A 16,314-nucleotide genomic window follows, 5' to 3' on the forward strand; every position below is an offset into this window, starting at 1 on the left:
AAGGATATTGCTAAAGCCGACAATCTTGATACTGTTGATAAAAACAACAACGAGAATCATTATGACACTATACAAACTGATTGCTGCCAGCTTATTACTTGGCAGCAGTTTTTCGGCATTAGCCGAATTTGAACTTATTCATAACGTTAAGGGTTACACCCTCACCCGCCAAGGTGATCTTAAAACGTTTTCAACACTCGTCTTTAAGGATGGCAAAGTGGTGCGAACTGGAGATGAAGGCTTATTAAAAAGTTACAGCCAAGCAAAAAAAATTGATGGCAAACAACACGTACTGTTACCTGGCTTAATTGATGCCCATGGTCATGTCATTGGTTTGGGGCAAAACTTAGTGCAACTTGAGCTACGCAATACCCGCTCAAAAGCCGAAATTGGTGAGCAGTTAAGCCGTTTTGCCCAAGATAAATCTGGCTGGATTATTGGCCGTGGTTGGAATCAAGAAAACTGGCCAACAAAACAATTTCCAACAGCAGCTGACTTGGACAAATACGTGAGCGATCGCCCTGTTATTTTATCGCGTGTTGATGGCCATGCGGTGTGGGTCAATAGCAAAGCGATGGCACTTGCAGGCATTAACTCAAACACTAAAGCCCCTGCCGGCGGCGAGATTTTACGTTTAGCCAATGGGGAGCCAAGTGGTATTTTTATTGATAAAGCCGAAGAGCTTATTCGTGTTCATCAACCAAAACCAAGTAAAGAGCAGTTAAATGCGGCACTTGATGCGGCAGGTAAACACTTGCTAGCGCTGGGTATTACCTCAGTACATGATGCGGGCATTGATTACCCAACATGGCAAATATACAAAGAACGCGATGCGGCGCACACTATGCCGATGCGTATTTTTGCCATGCTAAGCGCTGCCGATCCTAAACTTGAAACCATGCTCCAAGCTGGTGTTTATAAAGATCAACAAGACTTCTTGTCGATTCGTAGTGTCAAAATCTATGCCGATGGGGCTTTAGGTAGCCGAGGCGCTGCATTGATTGATGATTACGCCGACCGCCCAGGTCACAAAGGGTTAATGCTCGAAAGCCAAGAAAAGCTTGAGCAATTGTTTGAGCTCAGTTTTAAATATGGTTTTAGCGCCAATACCCATGCTATCGGCGATATGGCCAACCATACCGTGCTGGATGCCTACGAAAATACCTTTAAAAAAACCGGCGGCAAATTACTGCGCAATCGCATTGAACATGCTCAAATTGTCACCCCAGCTGATATTCCGCGCTTTAAAAGCTTAGGAATTATTCCCTCAATGCAACCTGTTCATGCCACATCCGATATGCACATGGCAGAACAACGCCTTAATGCCATGCAATTACAAGGCGCGTACGCATGGCAAAGTTTTTTAAATCAGGGCTCAAAAGTAGCGGCAGGCTCAGACTTCCCGGTTGAACTGGCCAATATTTTTGATGGTTTGTATGCTGCAATTACGCGCATGGATCACAACCAACAACCCGAACTTGGCTGGCGCAATAACGAAGCGCTCAGTCGTAAAGATGCGTTTAAAGCCTTTAGCCTAGATGCAGCCTATGCAGCGCATCAAGAGTTTAAATTAGGTTCACTTGAACAAGGAAAATGGGCTGATTTTATTTTGATTGATCAAGATATTTTTACCATTGATGCGGCCGATATTTATAAAACCCAAGTACTTGAAACCTGGTTAGCTGGTGAGCAAAAATATAAACGATAAATTCACCTCGTTTTGATACACATCAACTAAAAAATTTGCACTGCCTTTATGCTGAGTAATCTTAGTTAAAGGCAGTGATGATGAATAAAGATTTAATAATTATTGGCGCAGGTCCAAGCGCTCTTGCACTGGCAAAAGCCCTAGCTCACAGCCGCCTCAATATCACCTTGATTGAACAGCAAAGCCAGCAACAATGCGCCCAGCCAGACTATGATGGCCGCGATATTGCACTCACTCATCAATCATTGGCTATTTTAAAACAGTTTGATATTTGGTCGAAGCTGCAAGCACATCCCATTGCAGCGGCCAAGGTACAAGATGGTCATTCGCCCTATACACTTAATTTTTGCGAACACACACAACCACTTGGCTTTTTAGTGTCAAATCATCACCTGCGCCAAGCTTTATATGAAACAGTTGCACCGCAGCCAAATGTTAACTTTATTTGGCAAACCAAAGTGCAACAAGTAATAAAAAGTGAACTTGGCTATCGCGTCACACTCTGTGATGGCCGCCAATTTGATACTCCACTGTTAGTGGCTGCAGACTCTCGCTTTTCAGCAACGCGACGCCAAGTGGGAATAAGCGCCACTATCAAAGATTTTGCCCGCACCGCGATTGTTTGTCGGATGCGCCACCAATTAGCCCATCAATGCACAGCTCATGAGTGCTTTCATTACGGCCATACATTAGCGATTTTGCCCTTAAGTGAAGGTGAATCATCAATTGTGGTCACGGCAAATACAGACAAAGCTGCCGATTTATTGGCATTAAGTGATGATGAGTTCAACCGATTTATTACTAATGCTTTAGCTCATAGTCTAGGAGATATGCAATTAAGTACTGCGCGCTTTTCATATCCATTGGTAGGCGTATTTGCAGCGTATTTTAGTAAAGCGCATGTCGCATTACTTGGTGATGCTGCTGTGGGCATGCATCCGGTTACTGCTCATGGCTTTAACTTAGGATTAGTGGGTGCAACACGTTTGGCAAAAGTGATTTCTGAAGCTATTGATAAAAACGACACCTACTACAGCGAGCAGACACTTGCGGCCTATCACAGCGAACAGCAAAAAGAAGCGAGAATGATGTACTATGGCACCAACGGCATAGTGCAGTTATTTACCAGTGAAAATCCACCTGCTAAATTAGCACGAAAAATATTGCTGCGTTTTTCCAATCACTTTCCACCGCTAAAACAAGCAATTACAGCCAAGCTCACGCAATATGGCTGAAATTAACTGACTTGCTCATGTTGATAACGATGCAATTTATAAAGGTGGTAAATATTAACCAAAGAGAGTAATCCATTGGTGATTGCCACCGGCCACGCAGTAATAGCCACACCATAAAAAGTAAATGCAATACAGCCCGCTAAGTTTAACCAACGTAGCTTTGTGACGTTGCTCATCATTAATGAGGCGACTAATAATACTGATGCTAAATAACCTAAATATTCCCAGCTCATCATTCACCTCATTAAGTTTTACTACTTAGTTGGTAGTCAGAATAAAAAAACCAATCCACTCAATAGCCCACTGAATTTGTTTACCAACTTGCGCAGGGACGTTCAGTCACGGGATAACTCCACAACTAATTCGATTAAATAATCGAGCTAAATATAGAATAAAGGCTTTTTCTTTTCATTGTGGATTGGTGTAAATTAACAAAGATGTTAAGGTCTTGCAGTTTTTAATTAAAGGACAATTGTCCGAACCCCAGAGTAAGAGAGCGCCCACGGTTATGTTCCAATATCATTTCTCCTCAAATTTGGTTGAGCAACTGCTGTCATTTGCTGGCAATAGCTTTAATCAAGAGAAAGAAAAAACCTTACTACATCAAGGGCAACCATTTACAAAACTCTTGTTGGTACGCTCTGGCACAGTGTCGTTTAGTTATGATGTTGGCAACGGGCGCAGGTTATTACTTGGGCAACTCGATTGCAATAATACGCTGATCGGTGAAATTGAAGCGCTCAACAATAAACCAGGTATCTACACCGTCACCTCAAAAAGTGATGTCTGCTATAACCTAATTGAGCTTAAACATTGGCGTGAGTTATTACTGAGCCAACCTGAACTCAGTTTGTATACTGCGCAAAGTATTGCGGCAAAATTTGCTGAAAATCAGCAGGTAAACCTCGACAAACTGTTACTTCCCCTTAGTTATAATATTGCTAAAGATTGCTTAACCCGTGCTCGTCACAGCGGCCCAACCACACTCCGCCCTTATCAAACTGTGATTGCAGAGGCCGAACGATTTGCCACCACAGAGCGTGCTTATCGCCGTGTAGTCAGTGAATTAGTTGAAAAAGGCTTAGTCTCGCGCACCGATTCAGGCTTAAAACCAGTTGATGAAGAAGCACTTGAAGAATTTATCGATAATTTTTTACAACGCTAATTTCAATTAAATAACTCCAGTAAATAAAAAAGGCCAATAAATGGCCTTTTTTATTTACTATCAGCGAATTAGTTAGATTACTTTACTAACAAATGCTGAATATTCGTTAAATCAGTTTTACCTGAAATAATTTCGTCTGGCGTTAAACCCGATAATTCATGTGGAAAGACTAACCATTCATCTGACTCATGAATAAAGTAGTCAGGCTTCATATCCACTTTAGTATTTTTTGGTTTGTAATATGGGCAAGCAACACGCACGTCTGCTGGCATATTTAAACGCATTAATTCTTTCAGTTTTTCTTTTAACGCATAAATACTGCGACCTGAATCAAATACATCATCAACAATCAGCAATGAGTTATTCGCATTGGCGTTTTCAATGATGTAATGCAAACCATGCACTTTAATGTCTTTAGATTGCTGGTTAATACCATAATAAGACGACGTACGTACCGCAATATGATCTGTCTCAACGCCTTTAAAATCGTAATATTCTTGTACTGCGATGCCAATTGGTGCACCGCCACGCCAAATACCAATAATGAAATCTGGGCGGAAACCATCTTCATAAACCTGTGCGGCAACACGGAACGAATCCTCAAGTAGTTGCTGAGCTGTGATATAACGTTTATCTGACATGTGTGCTCCCCATTATTCAGAAAAGGACTGTGTAGCAAAAATTGGTGGCGGATCTTAATACAAAAGCGTGGACTTTGGTTATTAATTTCGCAAGTTTGGCTTAATTTAGAGCAAAAATACTAAAAAAAGCTTAAATCCATGCTTTTTGTTATAAAAAACTTAATAACCAAAATATCTTCATTCAGCCGCTCAGCAGATTAAAGTTTATAAATACGCCACTTTTCAACGCTCAAAACAAGCCAGGTCGCCAATACAAATGGCGCAGTTAATGCGGTTATACCTAAGCTCAACGCCACCAGCATAAAACAAAGACTAATTAACACTGCTCCCAATAGCGGCCATAATGTTTTTCGATTAGCAAAAACCAAACTACACAGCACCGCATTAAACCCCAATAACCCCGCCATAGCAGGTTCACTTAATCCAAATAAAGGCATTACTAATGCAATTGCAGCAGCAACCAAAACCGTAATGATCGTTGCTTTAAATTGATTGATCGCAAGTCCCAGTATAATCAAAACACCTGCTAGGTTATTGCCCTGAAAAAACACTTGTGAAAATGCTTGCAAGGTACCTTGCAACACTGATGGTAATACCCAATCCCAACCTATATTTGCAACACCTGACACGGGTTGAATTCCAAAATGAGCTAAGCTAAGCAATAAAATCCAGCTCGCCACTACAAATGGGCTAGTCAATCCGCTGTACTGGCGTTTAATGCATTGCGCCATAATAACAGTGGCTAAAAAAACGAAACCGATTACTGCAGGCCAAATCACCCACATTGCATCTGGATAAAAAAAGCTGGCTCCAAGCGCAACCAATGCGCCATTAAAACCAAAAACCCCTTGCTGATATGCGCACTGGTCATAATCACAAAACTTGGCTTGCAGCGAACCTAGCAATGCACCGAGTAACATTGCTAGGGCTTGCCAAGGCACACTCATCCAAACAGCCAGTAAAAATAACCCGCCCGATACTGCATTATTTTGCAGCATGACTTGGCCAAGGCCACGAAAAACCAGCTTAATAAAAGGTATCAGTTGCTTAATTGGGCTCATCGTTGATTCGTTTACCTAAAATATGTGCACTCACCATAATATCGGCGCTTTATAAAGAATATCATCCGCCTTATCAAGCAGAATCAGCAATCAATAGCCATAAAAAAGCTCACTGAACACAGTGAGCTTTTAAAGTATATAAATGAAGCTGCTTTCGTACTTACGCTTTTTCTAACAAAGTACGTGCAACGGTGCGCATACCCATAGTAGTAGCACCAGCAGCCCACTGCGCGCCTGCGCTATCTTGGAAACAACCAGCTAAATCGATGTGCACCCAACCTTGGCCTTCGTTTGGTACAAAACGAGATAAGAAGCCCGCAGCATTTGATGCACCACCAAAGCCACCGCCTTTTTGGGCACGACTATTGGCGGTATCGGCATAAGCCGATGGACATTGTTGTTGATGCCATTTTTCAAGCGGTAATGGCCATGCAGCTTCAAATTCATCTTCGGCAAATTGTTGTACATCACGCACTAAGGCTTTATCTAAACCAAATAACGCATTGTATTGTGTGCCAACAGCCATTAACGCTGCACCTGTTAATGTTGCTGCATCAATAATTAATGGTGCGCCGGTTTCGCCTGCGGCCATTAAACCATCAGCTAATACTAAGCGACCTTCGGCATCGGTATTAACGATTTCAACCGTGGTACCATTTTTGTAAGTGAGGATATCGCCTAATTTATAAGCGCCGCCAGAAATTAAGTTTTCCGCACAACATAAAAACAGCTTGATGCGTTTATCGATACCACGACTAATCGCAAGGGCTAAACCAGCAGTAACAGTGGCTGCGCCGCCCATATCGCATTTCATGCCAAGCATACCTTCAGAAGGTTTAATTGAATAACCGCCTGAATCAAATGTAATGCCTTTACCAACAAGCGCTGCGGCAACAGGAGCAGTTGCATCACCTGTAGGGTTGTAATCAAGCATTAATAACGCAGGTTTACGATCACTGCCACGGCCTACCGCATGAATACCGACCCATTGGTGCTCAAGAAGTGCATCACCTTTAATGATTTGATAACTCACATGCTCTGGGGCTAATGATTGAATAAACTCAGCCGCTTTTTCAGCTAATGATTCAGGGAAAACATCATCGGCAGTGCCGTTGATCATGGTACGTGCCCACGTCGCAGCTTGTTGTAATTGCGCTAATTCTGCTAAATCTGATTGCGCATTCTCAACAAAGCTCACACCACTTAATTGCTTTGGACTAACAAAACCTTGATAAAATGCCCACTGGCTTTCAGTGCACCACGCATCGCCTGCTAATTGCACCGCTTTAATACCTTGAGCGGCAATAGCACGACCTGCTTTTTGAATGTTTTTTAATGTTTCTTGCTCAGTTAAATGAATTAAAGCACCACTTTGATCAAATGATAATTGGGTATTTTGGCCCCAGTGAGCCGCGGCAGCTTGTTCAGTCAAGCGAACAATAAAAGATTGTGACATGTTGCGTTTCTCTTGCGTTTTATGAGTAGGTTGAGTCTACTATAGCCGATCAGTTCTCCCAACAGATTGAGACGAATATTGCGAGTAAACAATGAAATTTGAGCCTGCACTTCAAAGCGCCACTTTAATTAAACGCTACAAACGTTTTTTAGTCGATATAGTCAAAGAAGATCACACACAATGCACCATTCACTGCGCCAATACTGGAGCAATGACCGGTTGCGCAGATTCAGGCTATCGGGCTTTTTATTCAACCAGCAGTAATACAAAACGCAAATACCCACATAGTTTAGAGCTCACACAAAACATGCAAGGTCAGCTTATATGTGTTAATACCGCCCTAGCTAATAAAATTGTGCTAGAAGCACTTCATTTAAACCAAATTCCTGAGCTTGATGGCTACAATACCATTACCGCAGAAGTAAAATATGGCAGTGAAAATAGTCGAATTGATATTTTATTAAGTCAAAATCAAACCGATAAATGCTATGTAGAAATTAAATCTGTCACCTTGCTAGGAGATAATCACCAAGGATTCTTTCCTGATGCAGTGTCGACTCGAGGGCAAAAACATTTACGTGAACTCATTGAAATGAAACAACAAGGCCACAGAGCTGTGTTGTTATTTTTAGTGCAGCACCAAGGCATACAATCTGTGAAACCAGCAGCTCACATTGACCCAAACTATGCACTTGGGATCAATGCGGCACTTAAAGCGGGGGTTGAAGTACTCTGTTATAACACGCATATTAGTGCCAAAGAGATAACCCTAAATAAAAGACTGACCTTTAGCTGTTAATAAACGCTAACTGTCATAATAAAATAATAAAAACTGCCTAAGTCTCAGTTATAGGTAATACTAATGAATTAATGCATAAAGTATTTGCCTAGGGTGTAAGTTTCTGGTATTTATACCCGCCGACTTTGACCGGGATTGAAAGTAAGGATTAGGAGAGTGTTATGCCGGAGCAAAAAAAATTAGGTTTACTGGCTCAGGCGGGTGTTGAGCCGTACCAAGAAAAACCAAATGAAGAATATATGAATGATGCGCAACTAGCTCATTTTAAATTGATTCTTGAAGCATGGCGCAATGACTTACGACAAGAAGTCGACCGCACAAAAACGCATATGCAGGATGAAGCAGCAAACTTCCCTGATCCGGTTGACCGCGCAGCACAAGAAGAAGAGTTTTCTCTTGAGCTTCGTACTCGCGACCGTGAGCGTAAATTAATTAAGAAAATCGAAAAAACATTACAACTAATTGAAAATGATGATTTCGGTTACTGTGACTCATGTGGGATTGAAATTGGGATCCGCCGTTTAGAAGCGCGCCCAACAGCAGACCAATGTGTTGACTGTAAAACGTTGTCTGAAATCAAAGAAAAACAAGCGGGTCGTGGTTAATACTCTGTAGTATGGATCCTGCTTTTTGTTCTGAGGTAGGGGTTTATCGAGGTCGATTTGCCCCTTCACCTTCAGGTCCCCTCCATTTTGGTTCACTCATAGCTGCTGTTGGCAGTTACCTTGACGCTAAAGCTCACCATGGTAAATGGCTAGTTCGTATTGAAGATATTGATACGCCACGTGTTGTTGCTGGTGCAAGTGATATAATTTTACACACCCTCGAAGCCTATGGATTACATTGGGATGAGCCCGTTGCTTACCAAAGCCAACGTCTTGATTTGTATCAAAATACACTCAATCAACTCATTAAAAACAACTTAGTTTATGCCTGTACTTGCACGCGAAAACAAATTAAAGCGCAAGGTGGCATTTATCTTAATAGCTGCAAAGTAGCTGGTCATCCATTTCAACATCACGCTATTAGAATAAAACAAAGTAAACCCTGCTTAGAGTTTAATGACCGCATTCAAGGCTCTGTTAATGTTGCTAAATCTTTTGCTGAAGAAGACTTTATCATTAAACGCAGCGATGGACTCTTTGCATACCAATTAGTGGTGGTACTAGATGATATTGAACAAGGTATCACTGATATCGTGCGCGGCGCAGATTTACTAGAACCAACAGTACGCCAAATAAGTACCTATCAGTTATTAAATCAAACTGTACCAAAGTTTGCACATCTGCCGCTTGCGGTGGTGGAGCCTGGTTTTAAGCTCTCAAAGCAAAATCATGCCCCTGCAATCGACAACCAAAATCCACTCCCAGCGTTATGTGCCGCATTGACATTTTTAGGCTTTCCTCCACCACTTGAGCTTACTCATAGCTCGGTTAGTCAATTACTTACCTGGGCAACTGGGCAATGGCAGATAAGCCAAGTACCAAAACAGACCGAAATTGTCTTAAATCATCAATAATTACCAGCTAATTTAGATAAAAAATCACTTAGCTGCAAAGGGCTATTAAGTTTTTCGCCGCGCTGTTATATGATAGCCACCTAAAAATGGCCAAGTTACCCCAACCAGCCGAAGGAGACGCGTTATTATTTCCAAACTAATTAATTTTTGTCGAAAACTAACCGGTAAAAACAGCGTGCAAACTGAAAAGAAAGTAAAGAAAAACAGCAAGTCGCCGCTGATTATCGGCAGAGCAGAACACAATGTCTCGCGTAAAGACTTTAGTCCTAACGCTATTAAAGTGCTTTATCGCTTAAAAGACGGTGGTTACGACGCTTATTTAGTTGGCGGATGTATTCGAGACGTCTTACTTGGTGTCACACCCAAAGATTTCGATGTAGTTACGAATGCAACACCAGAGCAGGTGAAACGCTTATTTCGTAATTGCCGTATTATTGGCCGTCGCTTTCGCTTAGCGCATATTGTATTTGGCCGAGAAATCATTGAAGTGGCGACCATGCGTGGTCACCATGAAGGTAGCGAAGATAAAAATCCAATTAGCCAATCGAGTACCGAAGGCCAATTGCTGCGTGATAACGTATTTGGCTCTATCGATGAAGATGCCGAGCGTCGCGACTTTTCAATCAATGCGCTTTATTACTCTATTAATGATTACAGTATTCATGACTATGCCAATGGTATGGATGCAATCAAACACCGACGTATTGAACTGATCGGCCACCCAGAAACGCGCTACCGAGAAGATCCAGTTAGGATGCTAAGAGCCATTCGCTTTGCCACCAAACTCGATATGACGATTGCACCAGACACTGAAAAGCCAATTTATGAACTTGCTGATTTATTATCAAATATTCCGGCGGCTCGTTTGTTTGAAGAAGTGCTTAAACTATTTTTAAATGGTAAAGCTGAGCAAAACTTCGTGGCATTACGTCAATACGGTCTGTTTAAGCAGTTATTCCCTGCCCTTGATTTAATTATTGAACAATCTAAAACAGGTGAAGAGCTCAAACTCATCACGCAAATGTTTATCAATACAGATACTCGCATTAATGCTGATAAAAAAGTAACACCTGCTTTTGTTTTTGCTGCATTACTTTGGTACCCAATGGTGCAACGTGCGGAACAATTAATTAAAGAAACCAAGCTTGATGAATATGAAGCGTATACCCAAGCGGGTAACGAAGTTGTCGCACAAAATGCCCAACATATTGCCGTGCCAAAACACTTTACTCAAGGGTCAAGGGAAATTTGGCAAATTCAATTACGCTTACCAAAACGTGGTGGACAACGAGCATACCGTTTAGCGCAGCAACCACGCTTTAGAGCTGCGTATGACTTTTTGCTGCTACGCACTCAAATTACACCGGGGCCACTGCAAGAATTAGCCAATTGGTGGACTGAGTACCAAAAACGCGAAAATATTGTGCCAGCACCGTTGCACAAACCTGATTTAGCCGAAAAACCGAGTCATTCAGGTGATAAACCAGCGGCTCGCAGACGTCCTCGTCGTCGTTTTCCAAGTAAAAAACCTAACAGCTCGGAACAATAATATGGCAGTTGTTTATTTAGGCTTAGGCGCAAACCTTAATCAACCCGTGCAACAGCTTGAGCAGGCTGTTGCAGCACTTGGCGCATTGGTTGGTAAAGATAATATTGTGGTATCTAGGTTTTACAGTAGTAAGCCGATGGGTCCGCAAGATCAACCTGATTATGTGAATGCAGTTGCCAAAATCACGACCTTATTGGCACCATTAGCATTACTTGATCAGACGCAAAAAATTGAACTCGATTGCGGTCGAGTCCGCAAAGAAGAGCGCTGGGGACCTCGCACTCTGGATATCGATATTTTATTGTACGATAACGAAATAATTAATAACGAGCGACTCACCGTACCGCATTATGGATTAGAGCTACGCGAATTTGTGCTCTACCCATTGGCTGAACTTGATACTGATTTAATCTTACCCAATGGTAAACCCATTGCGGCATTACTCAATTTAGTGCCATTAAATGGCTTAACACCAATTACACGTTAATACAGGATAATGCCAGGCATTATCTGGGGGCTTTATGGCTAAAATTACTGTTTCTACGTTAAAAAAAATGAAAGAAGAAGGGCGTAAAATTGCAGCACTAACTGCATATGACGCCAGTTTTTCACAACTATTTCAAGATAACGGCATTCATGTTCTGCTTGTTGGTGATTCACTGGGCATGGTACTACAAGGGGGCACTGATACCCTTGGCGTAACCAACCAAGATATTGCTTACCACACCCGCTGCGTGCGGGCCGGCGCAAAAGATACCTTTGTGATTGCTGACATGCCTTTTATGACTTATTCCACTGTTACTGATACCTGTAAACATGCCGCAGAATTAATGCGCGCGGGTGCTAACATGGTTAAATTAGAAGGTGGTGAATGGCTTTATGACAGTATTAAAGCACTCACGATTCAAGGTATTCCTGTATGTGGTCATTTAGGTTTAACACCGCAATCGGTTCATGTTTTTGGCGGATTTAAAATTCAAGGCCGTGAAAATGAACAAGCGAATAAAATGGTGCAAGATGCTCAAGCTTTAGAGCGTGCTGGCGCACAATTATTAGTACTTGAATGCATCCCTTCTGCACTTGCTGAACGTATAACACAGAGCGTTTCTATTCCAACCATTGGCATTGGTGCTGGAAAGCTAACCGATGGCCAAATTTTAGTGATGCATGATTTAGTCGGTATTTCAGCCGGTTATATTCCAAAATTTTCGAAAAACTTTTTACTTGAAACTGGCAACATGCCAGCGGCAGTAAAAAAATATTTAGATGATGTGACCAGTGGCGCGTTCCCTGGCACTGAGCACGAGTTTAATTAATGCAAACAGTTTCAACTATTCAATCACTACGTAGTCGTGTAAAAGCATGGAAACAAGCTGGCTTAACGGTCGCATTTGTGCCGACTATGGGCAATCTGCACCAAGGTCATTTTAGTTTGGTCGAAAAAGCAAAATCCGTGGCCGATAAAGTAGTAGTAAGTATTTTTGTTAATCCAATGCAATTTGGCGCAGGTGAAGATTTAGATAAATACCCGCGTACCCTTGAGCAAGACCAATTAGGATTGGAAGCCTTAGATACCGATTTATTATTTACCCCAACACCCGATATTATTTATCCAAAAGGCTTAGATGCCCAAAGTTATATAGAAGTGCTTGGCGTTTCAGAAGGTCATTGTGGTGGCAGTCGTCCGGGGCATTTTCGCGGTGTTGCAACGGTTGTAGCTAAACTATTTAATCTTGTACAACCAGATTATGCTTGTTTTGGTGAAAAAGATTTTCAACAGCTACAAGTTATTCGCACCATGGTCGAAGATTTATCAATCCCGGTTGAAATTATTCCCGTTGCCACTAAACGTTTAGCATCAGGTTTGGCAATGAGCTCACGTAATGGCTATTTAAGTGATGAAGAAAAAGAAACCGCTAAAGTATTATTTCAAACCTTAAACGAGACCGCAGCAGCGCTACAATCAGGCAATGGTGAAATTGAAACATTAACGCTTGAAGCTAATACAAAATTAACTGCAGCAGGATTACAACCTGACTACTATAATATTGTTGCCAGACAAACACTTAAACCTGCAAATCTCGGTGATAAACAACTTATCATTCTAGCTGCTGCATTTTTAGGTAATGTACGCTTGATTGATAACTTACAAATTAATTTGGATTAACTAAAAAAGGACTGCAATGAACACCATCAGCAAACGTTTATGTATCGGCCTAAGTGCCTTAATGCTTTTTGGCTGTCAAAGCAGCAATCCAGAACTTAATCGTTGTGGCCAAGAGCTATTTCAGTGTCAGCAAAATTGCGACATGCGCAGCTCTGGCGATGGCTTGGTTAAATCAGTATGCGAAACAAAATGCACCGAGTCACACAATCGTTGCAAAAGCCAAGCAGAAGCATTAATAAACGTACAATAGTATTAAAGTAAAAGTTACTATCTCAATAAGTTATTTTTTCTCGCTATTTTACTTAACCTCAGTTCTAGATAAGAGATTTAGCAACACATTGAATTAAAAGTAAATTTTGAAGTTATTTATCTCTAGCCTGATATTTTAAAGGCTAGCAAGGCGGATTAGCGCGTCAATAGCTGGACTATTGCAAGTTAATCCAACGCAGTGAGCGTTGAAAATAGCTGCTTGAGATTGATGTATTATCCAGTATTGAGGTTACTTACTGTTTTAATTAAGAAGTTGCAATAAAAAAGCCAGTCTCTCGACTGGCTTTTTTGTCATATAAATTAATTAGATAACTTATTTTAAACCTAGTTTCGTAAGCTCTTGCTCTACGAGTTTTGCAGAAAGTGGTACATAACCATCTTTTTCGACAATTTCTTGGCCCATTTTTGATAACACCATTTTTAAAAACTCAGTTTCAATAGGCGATAAGTCTTTATTTGGGTGCTTATTCACGTAAACATAAAGAAAACGAGATAGTGGGTACTGGCCACTTGCTACGTTATCAATCGTTGCATCTACAAAGTTATTACCTTTTTTAGCTAATGGTACAGTACGAACACCTGATGTTTTATAACCGATACCTGAGTAACCAATCGCATTTACAGAAGATGAGATTGACTGTACTACCGAAGCAGAACCAGGTTGCTCATTTACGTTGTTACGGAAGTCACCTTTACATAAGGCTTTATCTTTAAAGTAACCATATGTGCCCGATACTGAGTTACGACCGTATAACTGAACGTCTTTAGTTGCCCACTCACCTGTTAAACCAACATCACTCCAACGTGTTACTTCTTTATCTGCACCACATTTACGAGTTGAAGAGAAAATAGCATCGACTTGGTCAATACGAAGCCCTTCAATTGGGTTATCTTTATGTACAAACACTGCAAGTGCATCGATAGCAACACGAATTTCAGTTGGTTTATAGCCAAAACGCTTTTCGAATGCTTCGATTTCTTTTGACTTCATTTTTCGGCTCATAGGGCCAAAATTTGCAGTACCTTCAGTCAGTGCCGGTGGCGCAGTAGAAGAACCTGCTGCTTGAATTTGAATATTTACATTTGGGTATTGGCGTTTGTATTCTTCTGCCCAAAACGTCATCATATTCGCTAATGTATCAGAGCCAACAGATGAAAAGTTACCTGAAATACCACTTACTTTTGTATATTCTGGCAGTGCTTGCTCGATAGCTGAAGCTTGAGTTGTAACTAAGGTTGTTACTGCAAAACCCATTGCTGCAACGATGTTTTTAAATTTCATTCGGGTGACTCCACTTGAATGTATTCTCTTTAATTGAGTCTATTTTCTGCTGTTTTAATGACAGTTAGATGACTCAAAAATGACATTTTTATGACTTGATTAATCTAATTGTAATAAAGCGTCTGTAACTTGTTGTTTTACTCGGTTAGAAGCAAATGAAAACGAAAAACATGAGCCCTTACCCACTTCTGATTTAATCAAAAGCTCACTTTCATGGCGTGATAAGACATGTTTAGTAATAGCTAAACCTAATCCTGAGCCACCCGTTTTACGGGAACGAGCTTTATCGACTCGGTAAAAACGCTCCGTTAACCGATGAATATGTTCAGGGGCAATACCATCACCATTGTCCGTTACACTAAATTGGGCACAACCATTATTCACATGCCACTTAACCGTTATTTCACCTTCGGCTGGTGTGTAATGAACCGCGTTAAAAACTAGATTTGAAAAAGCACTTCGTAACTCATCTTCTCCACCTAAAATAAACAGTCCCTCTTCAATTTCGCAATGTAAAGTATGGTGTTTATCTCGATTAAGAGTTTCAGCTTCAATCATTACTAATTTCAACATTTTAGGCACATCAACCGTTTTATCTTGATCAATCCGACGTAATCCTTCGATACGTGATAATGACAACAACTGACTGACTAAACTATCCATTCGCTTGCACTGCTCAAGCATAGTGCCATGCGCTTTACCCCAAACTCGTGCTGGTGGTAAATCGTCAGGCTCCATCATTTCAAGGTAACCTGCTATCACAGTTAACGGGGTACGTAATTCATGAGAAACATTAGCGACAAAATCTTTGCGCATTTGTTCAAGTTGTTTTAATCGCGTAACATCGCGCACCACCATCATTAACTGGGCATCGGCATAAGGCATCACCCTAAATTCAAGTACTTGTTCAATACCAAGAGGTGAAATCAGCTCAAGTGGCTCTTCAAACTTTTTTGCTTGCATATATAGAGAAAATTTTGGATGACGAATTAAATTATCGAGTCGCTGACCATGATCCATCGGCCATTTTAGGCCTAGCACTTTTAACGCTAATTGATTACACCACACAATACTAAAATCACGTTGTAATACAATTACAGCATCAGGAACGGCTTCTGCACCTTCGCGAAAACGACGAATGAGCTCAGCAAGTTCATTACGTTTGTTGCGATTACGGTGTTGTAGGCGGTAAATACCTTCGAATATTTGCTCCCACGTTCCATCTCCTTCAGGAGGATTAAAACTACGTTGATTTATGAGCCAATCACTAAGACGGTACAATTGGCGGTAATGCCAAAACATCAATACACTTGCACCTAAAAATAACAGTAAAAAAGGAGCCCCGATCAGGACTCCTATCAAAAGAAGAGGTAAAAAATAAATGACTAAACGCTTGGTGAGAGTGCGTTTATTAATAACTCGATACATAAATCGACTCTTTTGCTACGGGATTAATTCCCTT

Annotated in this window: 17 protein-coding genes; 11 read left to right on the forward strand and 6 right to left on the reverse strand. The window is 41.2% G+C overall.

What is annotated here, in order from left to right:
* The first annotated feature begins 61 nt into the window (after positions 1-61).
* Positions 62-1,708: an amidohydrolase gene (locus tag PTUN_RS14360; RefSeq protein ID WP_009837664.1), complete on the forward strand. Its 1,647-nt coding sequence runs from the start codon at positions 62-64 to the stop codon at positions 1,706-1,708.
* A gap of 77 nt (positions 1,709-1,785) precedes the next feature.
* Entirely contained in the window at positions 1,786-2,943 is a 1,158-nt protein-coding gene (gene ubiM / locus PTUN_RS14365; RefSeq protein WP_083781255.1) for a 5-demethoxyubiquinol-8 5-hydroxylase UbiM, read from the forward strand.
* Positions 2,944-2,945: 2 nt separating this feature from the next.
* Here ubiM and PTUN_RS14370 read toward each other — a convergent pair whose 3' ends face one another.
* Positions 2,946-3,176, reverse strand: coding sequence for a YgjV family protein (locus PTUN_RS14370; RefSeq protein WP_040643675.1), 231 nt, complete (start codon positions 3,174-3,176; stop codon positions 2,946-2,948).
* Between the two features lie 275 nt (positions 3,177-3,451).
* Here PTUN_RS14370 and PTUN_RS14375 point away from each other — a divergent pair, with 275 nt between their 5' ends.
* The gene (locus PTUN_RS14375) at positions 3,452-4,108 is read left to right on the forward strand and encodes a Crp/Fnr family transcriptional regulator (RefSeq protein WP_040643676.1); all 657 of its coding nucleotides are present in this window, start codon (positions 3,452-3,454) and stop codon (positions 4,106-4,108) included.
* 77 nt (positions 4,109-4,185) lie between these two features.
* On the opposite strand, the gene PTUN_RS14380 is transcribed toward PTUN_RS14375, so the two are convergent.
* From PTUN_RS14380 to pepB, 3 genes are all read right to left on the reverse strand, one after another.
* Entirely contained in the window at positions 4,186-4,749 is a 564-nt protein-coding gene (locus PTUN_RS14380) for a phosphoribosyltransferase (RefSeq protein WP_009837668.1), read from the reverse strand.
* 197 nt (positions 4,750-4,946) lie between these two features.
* A complete protein-coding gene (locus tag PTUN_RS14385; RefSeq protein WP_009837669.1) occupies positions 4,947-5,810 on the reverse strand; it encodes an urea transporter in 864 nt (287 codons plus the stop codon).
* Positions 5,811-5,970: 160 nt separating this feature from the next.
* Complete coding sequence (pepB, locus tag PTUN_RS14390; protein ID WP_009837670.1) at positions 5,971-7,266, reverse strand: aminopeptidase PepB; 1,296 nt, start codon at positions 7,264-7,266, stop codon at positions 5,971-5,973.
* A gap of 91 nt (positions 7,267-7,357) precedes the next feature.
* Here pepB and sfsA point away from each other — a divergent pair, with 91 nt between their 5' ends.
* From sfsA to PTUN_RS14430, 8 genes are all read left to right on the forward strand, one after another.
* Positions 7,358-8,065, forward strand: a complete 708-nt coding sequence (sfsA, locus tag PTUN_RS14395) for a DNA/RNA nuclease SfsA (protein WP_009837671.1) — start codon at positions 7,358-7,360, stop codon at positions 8,063-8,065.
* 161 nt (positions 8,066-8,226) lie between these two features.
* Positions 8,227-8,670 (forward strand): RNA polymerase-binding protein DksA, encoded by a 444-nt coding sequence (dksA, locus tag PTUN_RS14400; protein WP_009837672.1) that lies wholly within the window; start codon positions 8,227-8,229, stop codon positions 8,668-8,670.
* A gap of 11 nt (positions 8,671-8,681) precedes the next feature.
* Positions 8,682-9,584 carry a tRNA glutamyl-Q(34) synthetase GluQRS gene (gluQRS, locus tag PTUN_RS14405; protein WP_009837673.1) on the forward strand — a complete coding sequence of 301 codons (903 nt, stop codon included), beginning with the start codon at positions 8,682-8,684 and terminating at the stop codon, positions 9,582-9,584.
* A gap of 175 nt (positions 9,585-9,759) precedes the next feature.
* The gene (pcnB, locus tag PTUN_RS14410; RefSeq protein WP_009837674.1) at positions 9,760-11,133 is read left to right on the forward strand and encodes a polynucleotide adenylyltransferase PcnB; all 1,374 of its coding nucleotides are present in this window, start codon (positions 9,760-9,762) and stop codon (positions 11,131-11,133) included.
* 1 nt (position 11,134) lies between these two features.
* Positions 11,135-11,620 carry a 2-amino-4-hydroxy-6-hydroxymethyldihydropteridine diphosphokinase gene (gene folK / locus PTUN_RS14415; protein ID WP_009837675.1) on the forward strand — a complete coding sequence of 162 codons (486 nt, stop codon included), beginning with the start codon at positions 11,135-11,137 and terminating at the stop codon, positions 11,618-11,620.
* A gap of 34 nt (positions 11,621-11,654) precedes the next feature.
* Positions 11,655-12,449 (forward strand): 3-methyl-2-oxobutanoate hydroxymethyltransferase, encoded by a 795-nt coding sequence (panB, locus tag PTUN_RS14420; protein WP_009837676.1) that lies wholly within the window; start codon positions 11,655-11,657, stop codon positions 12,447-12,449.
* Entirely contained in the window at positions 12,449-13,300 is an 852-nt protein-coding gene (gene panC, locus PTUN_RS14425; protein ID WP_009837677.1) for a pantoate--beta-alanine ligase, read from the forward strand. Before panB ends, panC begins: the two co-directional genes overlap by 1 nt.
* A gap of 16 nt (positions 13,301-13,316) precedes the next feature.
* The gene (locus PTUN_RS14430; protein ID WP_009837678.1) at positions 13,317-13,550 is read left to right on the forward strand and encodes a hypothetical protein; all 234 of its coding nucleotides are present in this window, start codon (positions 13,317-13,319) and stop codon (positions 13,548-13,550) included.
* A 333-nt stretch (positions 13,551-13,883) separates the two neighbouring features.
* Here PTUN_RS14430 and PTUN_RS14435 read toward each other — a convergent pair whose 3' ends face one another.
* Positions 13,884-14,852, reverse strand: a complete 969-nt coding sequence (locus PTUN_RS14435; protein WP_009837679.1) for a PstS family phosphate ABC transporter substrate-binding protein — start codon at positions 14,850-14,852, stop codon at positions 13,884-13,886.
* A gap of 99 nt (positions 14,853-14,951) precedes the next feature.
* A complete protein-coding gene (phoR, locus tag PTUN_RS14440; RefSeq protein WP_009837680.1) occupies positions 14,952-16,280 on the reverse strand; it encodes a phosphate regulon sensor histidine kinase PhoR in 1,329 nt (442 codons plus the stop codon).
* Positions 16,281-16,314 lie beyond the last annotated feature (34 nt).

Source organism: Pseudoalteromonas tunicata, assembly GCF_002310815.1.
Classification (GTDB): domain Bacteria; phylum Pseudomonadota; class Gammaproteobacteria; order Enterobacterales; family Alteromonadaceae; genus Pseudoalteromonas; species Pseudoalteromonas tunicata.

What these genes read in the sequence shown, in the direction of transcription:
- folK (WP_009837675.1), top strand. Translation starts at nt 11,135, where the DNA reads ATGGCAGTTGTTTATTTAGGCTTAGGCGCAAACCTTAATCAACCCGTG.
- panC (WP_009837677.1), top strand. Translation starts at nt 12,449, where the DNA reads ATGCAAACAGTTTCAACTATTCAATCACTACGTAGTCGTGTAAAAGCA.
- dksA (WP_009837672.1), top strand. Translation starts at nt 8,227, where the DNA reads ATGCCGGAGCAAAAAAAATTAGGTTTACTGGCTCAGGCGGGTGTTGAG.
- PTUN_RS14360 (WP_009837664.1), top strand. Translation starts at nt 62, where the DNA reads ATGACACTATACAAACTGATTGCTGCCAGCTTATTACTTGGCAGCAGT.
- panB (WP_009837676.1), top strand. Translation starts at nt 11,655, where the DNA reads ATGGCTAAAATTACTGTTTCTACGTTAAAAAAAATGAAAGAAGAAGGG.
- gluQRS (WP_009837673.1), top strand. Translation starts at nt 8,682, where the DNA reads ATGGATCCTGCTTTTTGTTCTGAGGTAGGGGTTTATCGAGGTCGATTT.
- pepB (WP_009837670.1), bottom strand. Translation starts at nt 7,266, where the DNA reads ATGTCACAATCTTTTATTGTTCGCTTGACTGAACAAGCTGCCGCGGCT.
- PTUN_RS14375 (WP_040643676.1), top strand. Translation starts at nt 3,452, where the DNA reads ATGTTCCAATATCATTTCTCCTCAAATTTGGTTGAGCAACTGCTGTCA.
- PTUN_RS14435 (WP_009837679.1), bottom strand. Translation starts at nt 14,852, where the DNA reads ATGAAATTTAAAAACATCGTTGCAGCAATGGGTTTTGCAGTAACAACC.
- PTUN_RS14385 (WP_009837669.1), bottom strand. Translation starts at nt 5,810, where the DNA reads ATGAGCCCAATTAAGCAACTGATACCTTTTATTAAGCTGGTTTTTCGT.
- ubiM (WP_083781255.1), top strand. Translation starts at nt 1,786, where the DNA reads ATGATGAATAAAGATTTAATAATTATTGGCGCAGGTCCAAGCGCTCTT.
- sfsA (WP_009837671.1), top strand. Translation starts at nt 7,358, where the DNA reads ATGAAATTTGAGCCTGCACTTCAAAGCGCCACTTTAATTAAACGCTAC.
- PTUN_RS14370 (WP_040643675.1), bottom strand. Translation starts at nt 3,176, where the DNA reads ATGAGCTGGGAATATTTAGGTTATTTAGCATCAGTATTATTAGTCGCC.
- PTUN_RS14380 (WP_009837668.1), bottom strand. Translation starts at nt 4,749, where the DNA reads ATGTCAGATAAACGTTATATCACAGCTCAGCAACTACTTGAGGATTCG.
- phoR (WP_009837680.1), bottom strand. Translation starts at nt 16,280, where the DNA reads ATGTATCGAGTTATTAATAAACGCACTCTCACCAAGCGTTTAGTCATT.
- PTUN_RS14430 (WP_009837678.1), top strand. Translation starts at nt 13,317, where the DNA reads ATGAACACCATCAGCAAACGTTTATGTATCGGCCTAAGTGCCTTAATG.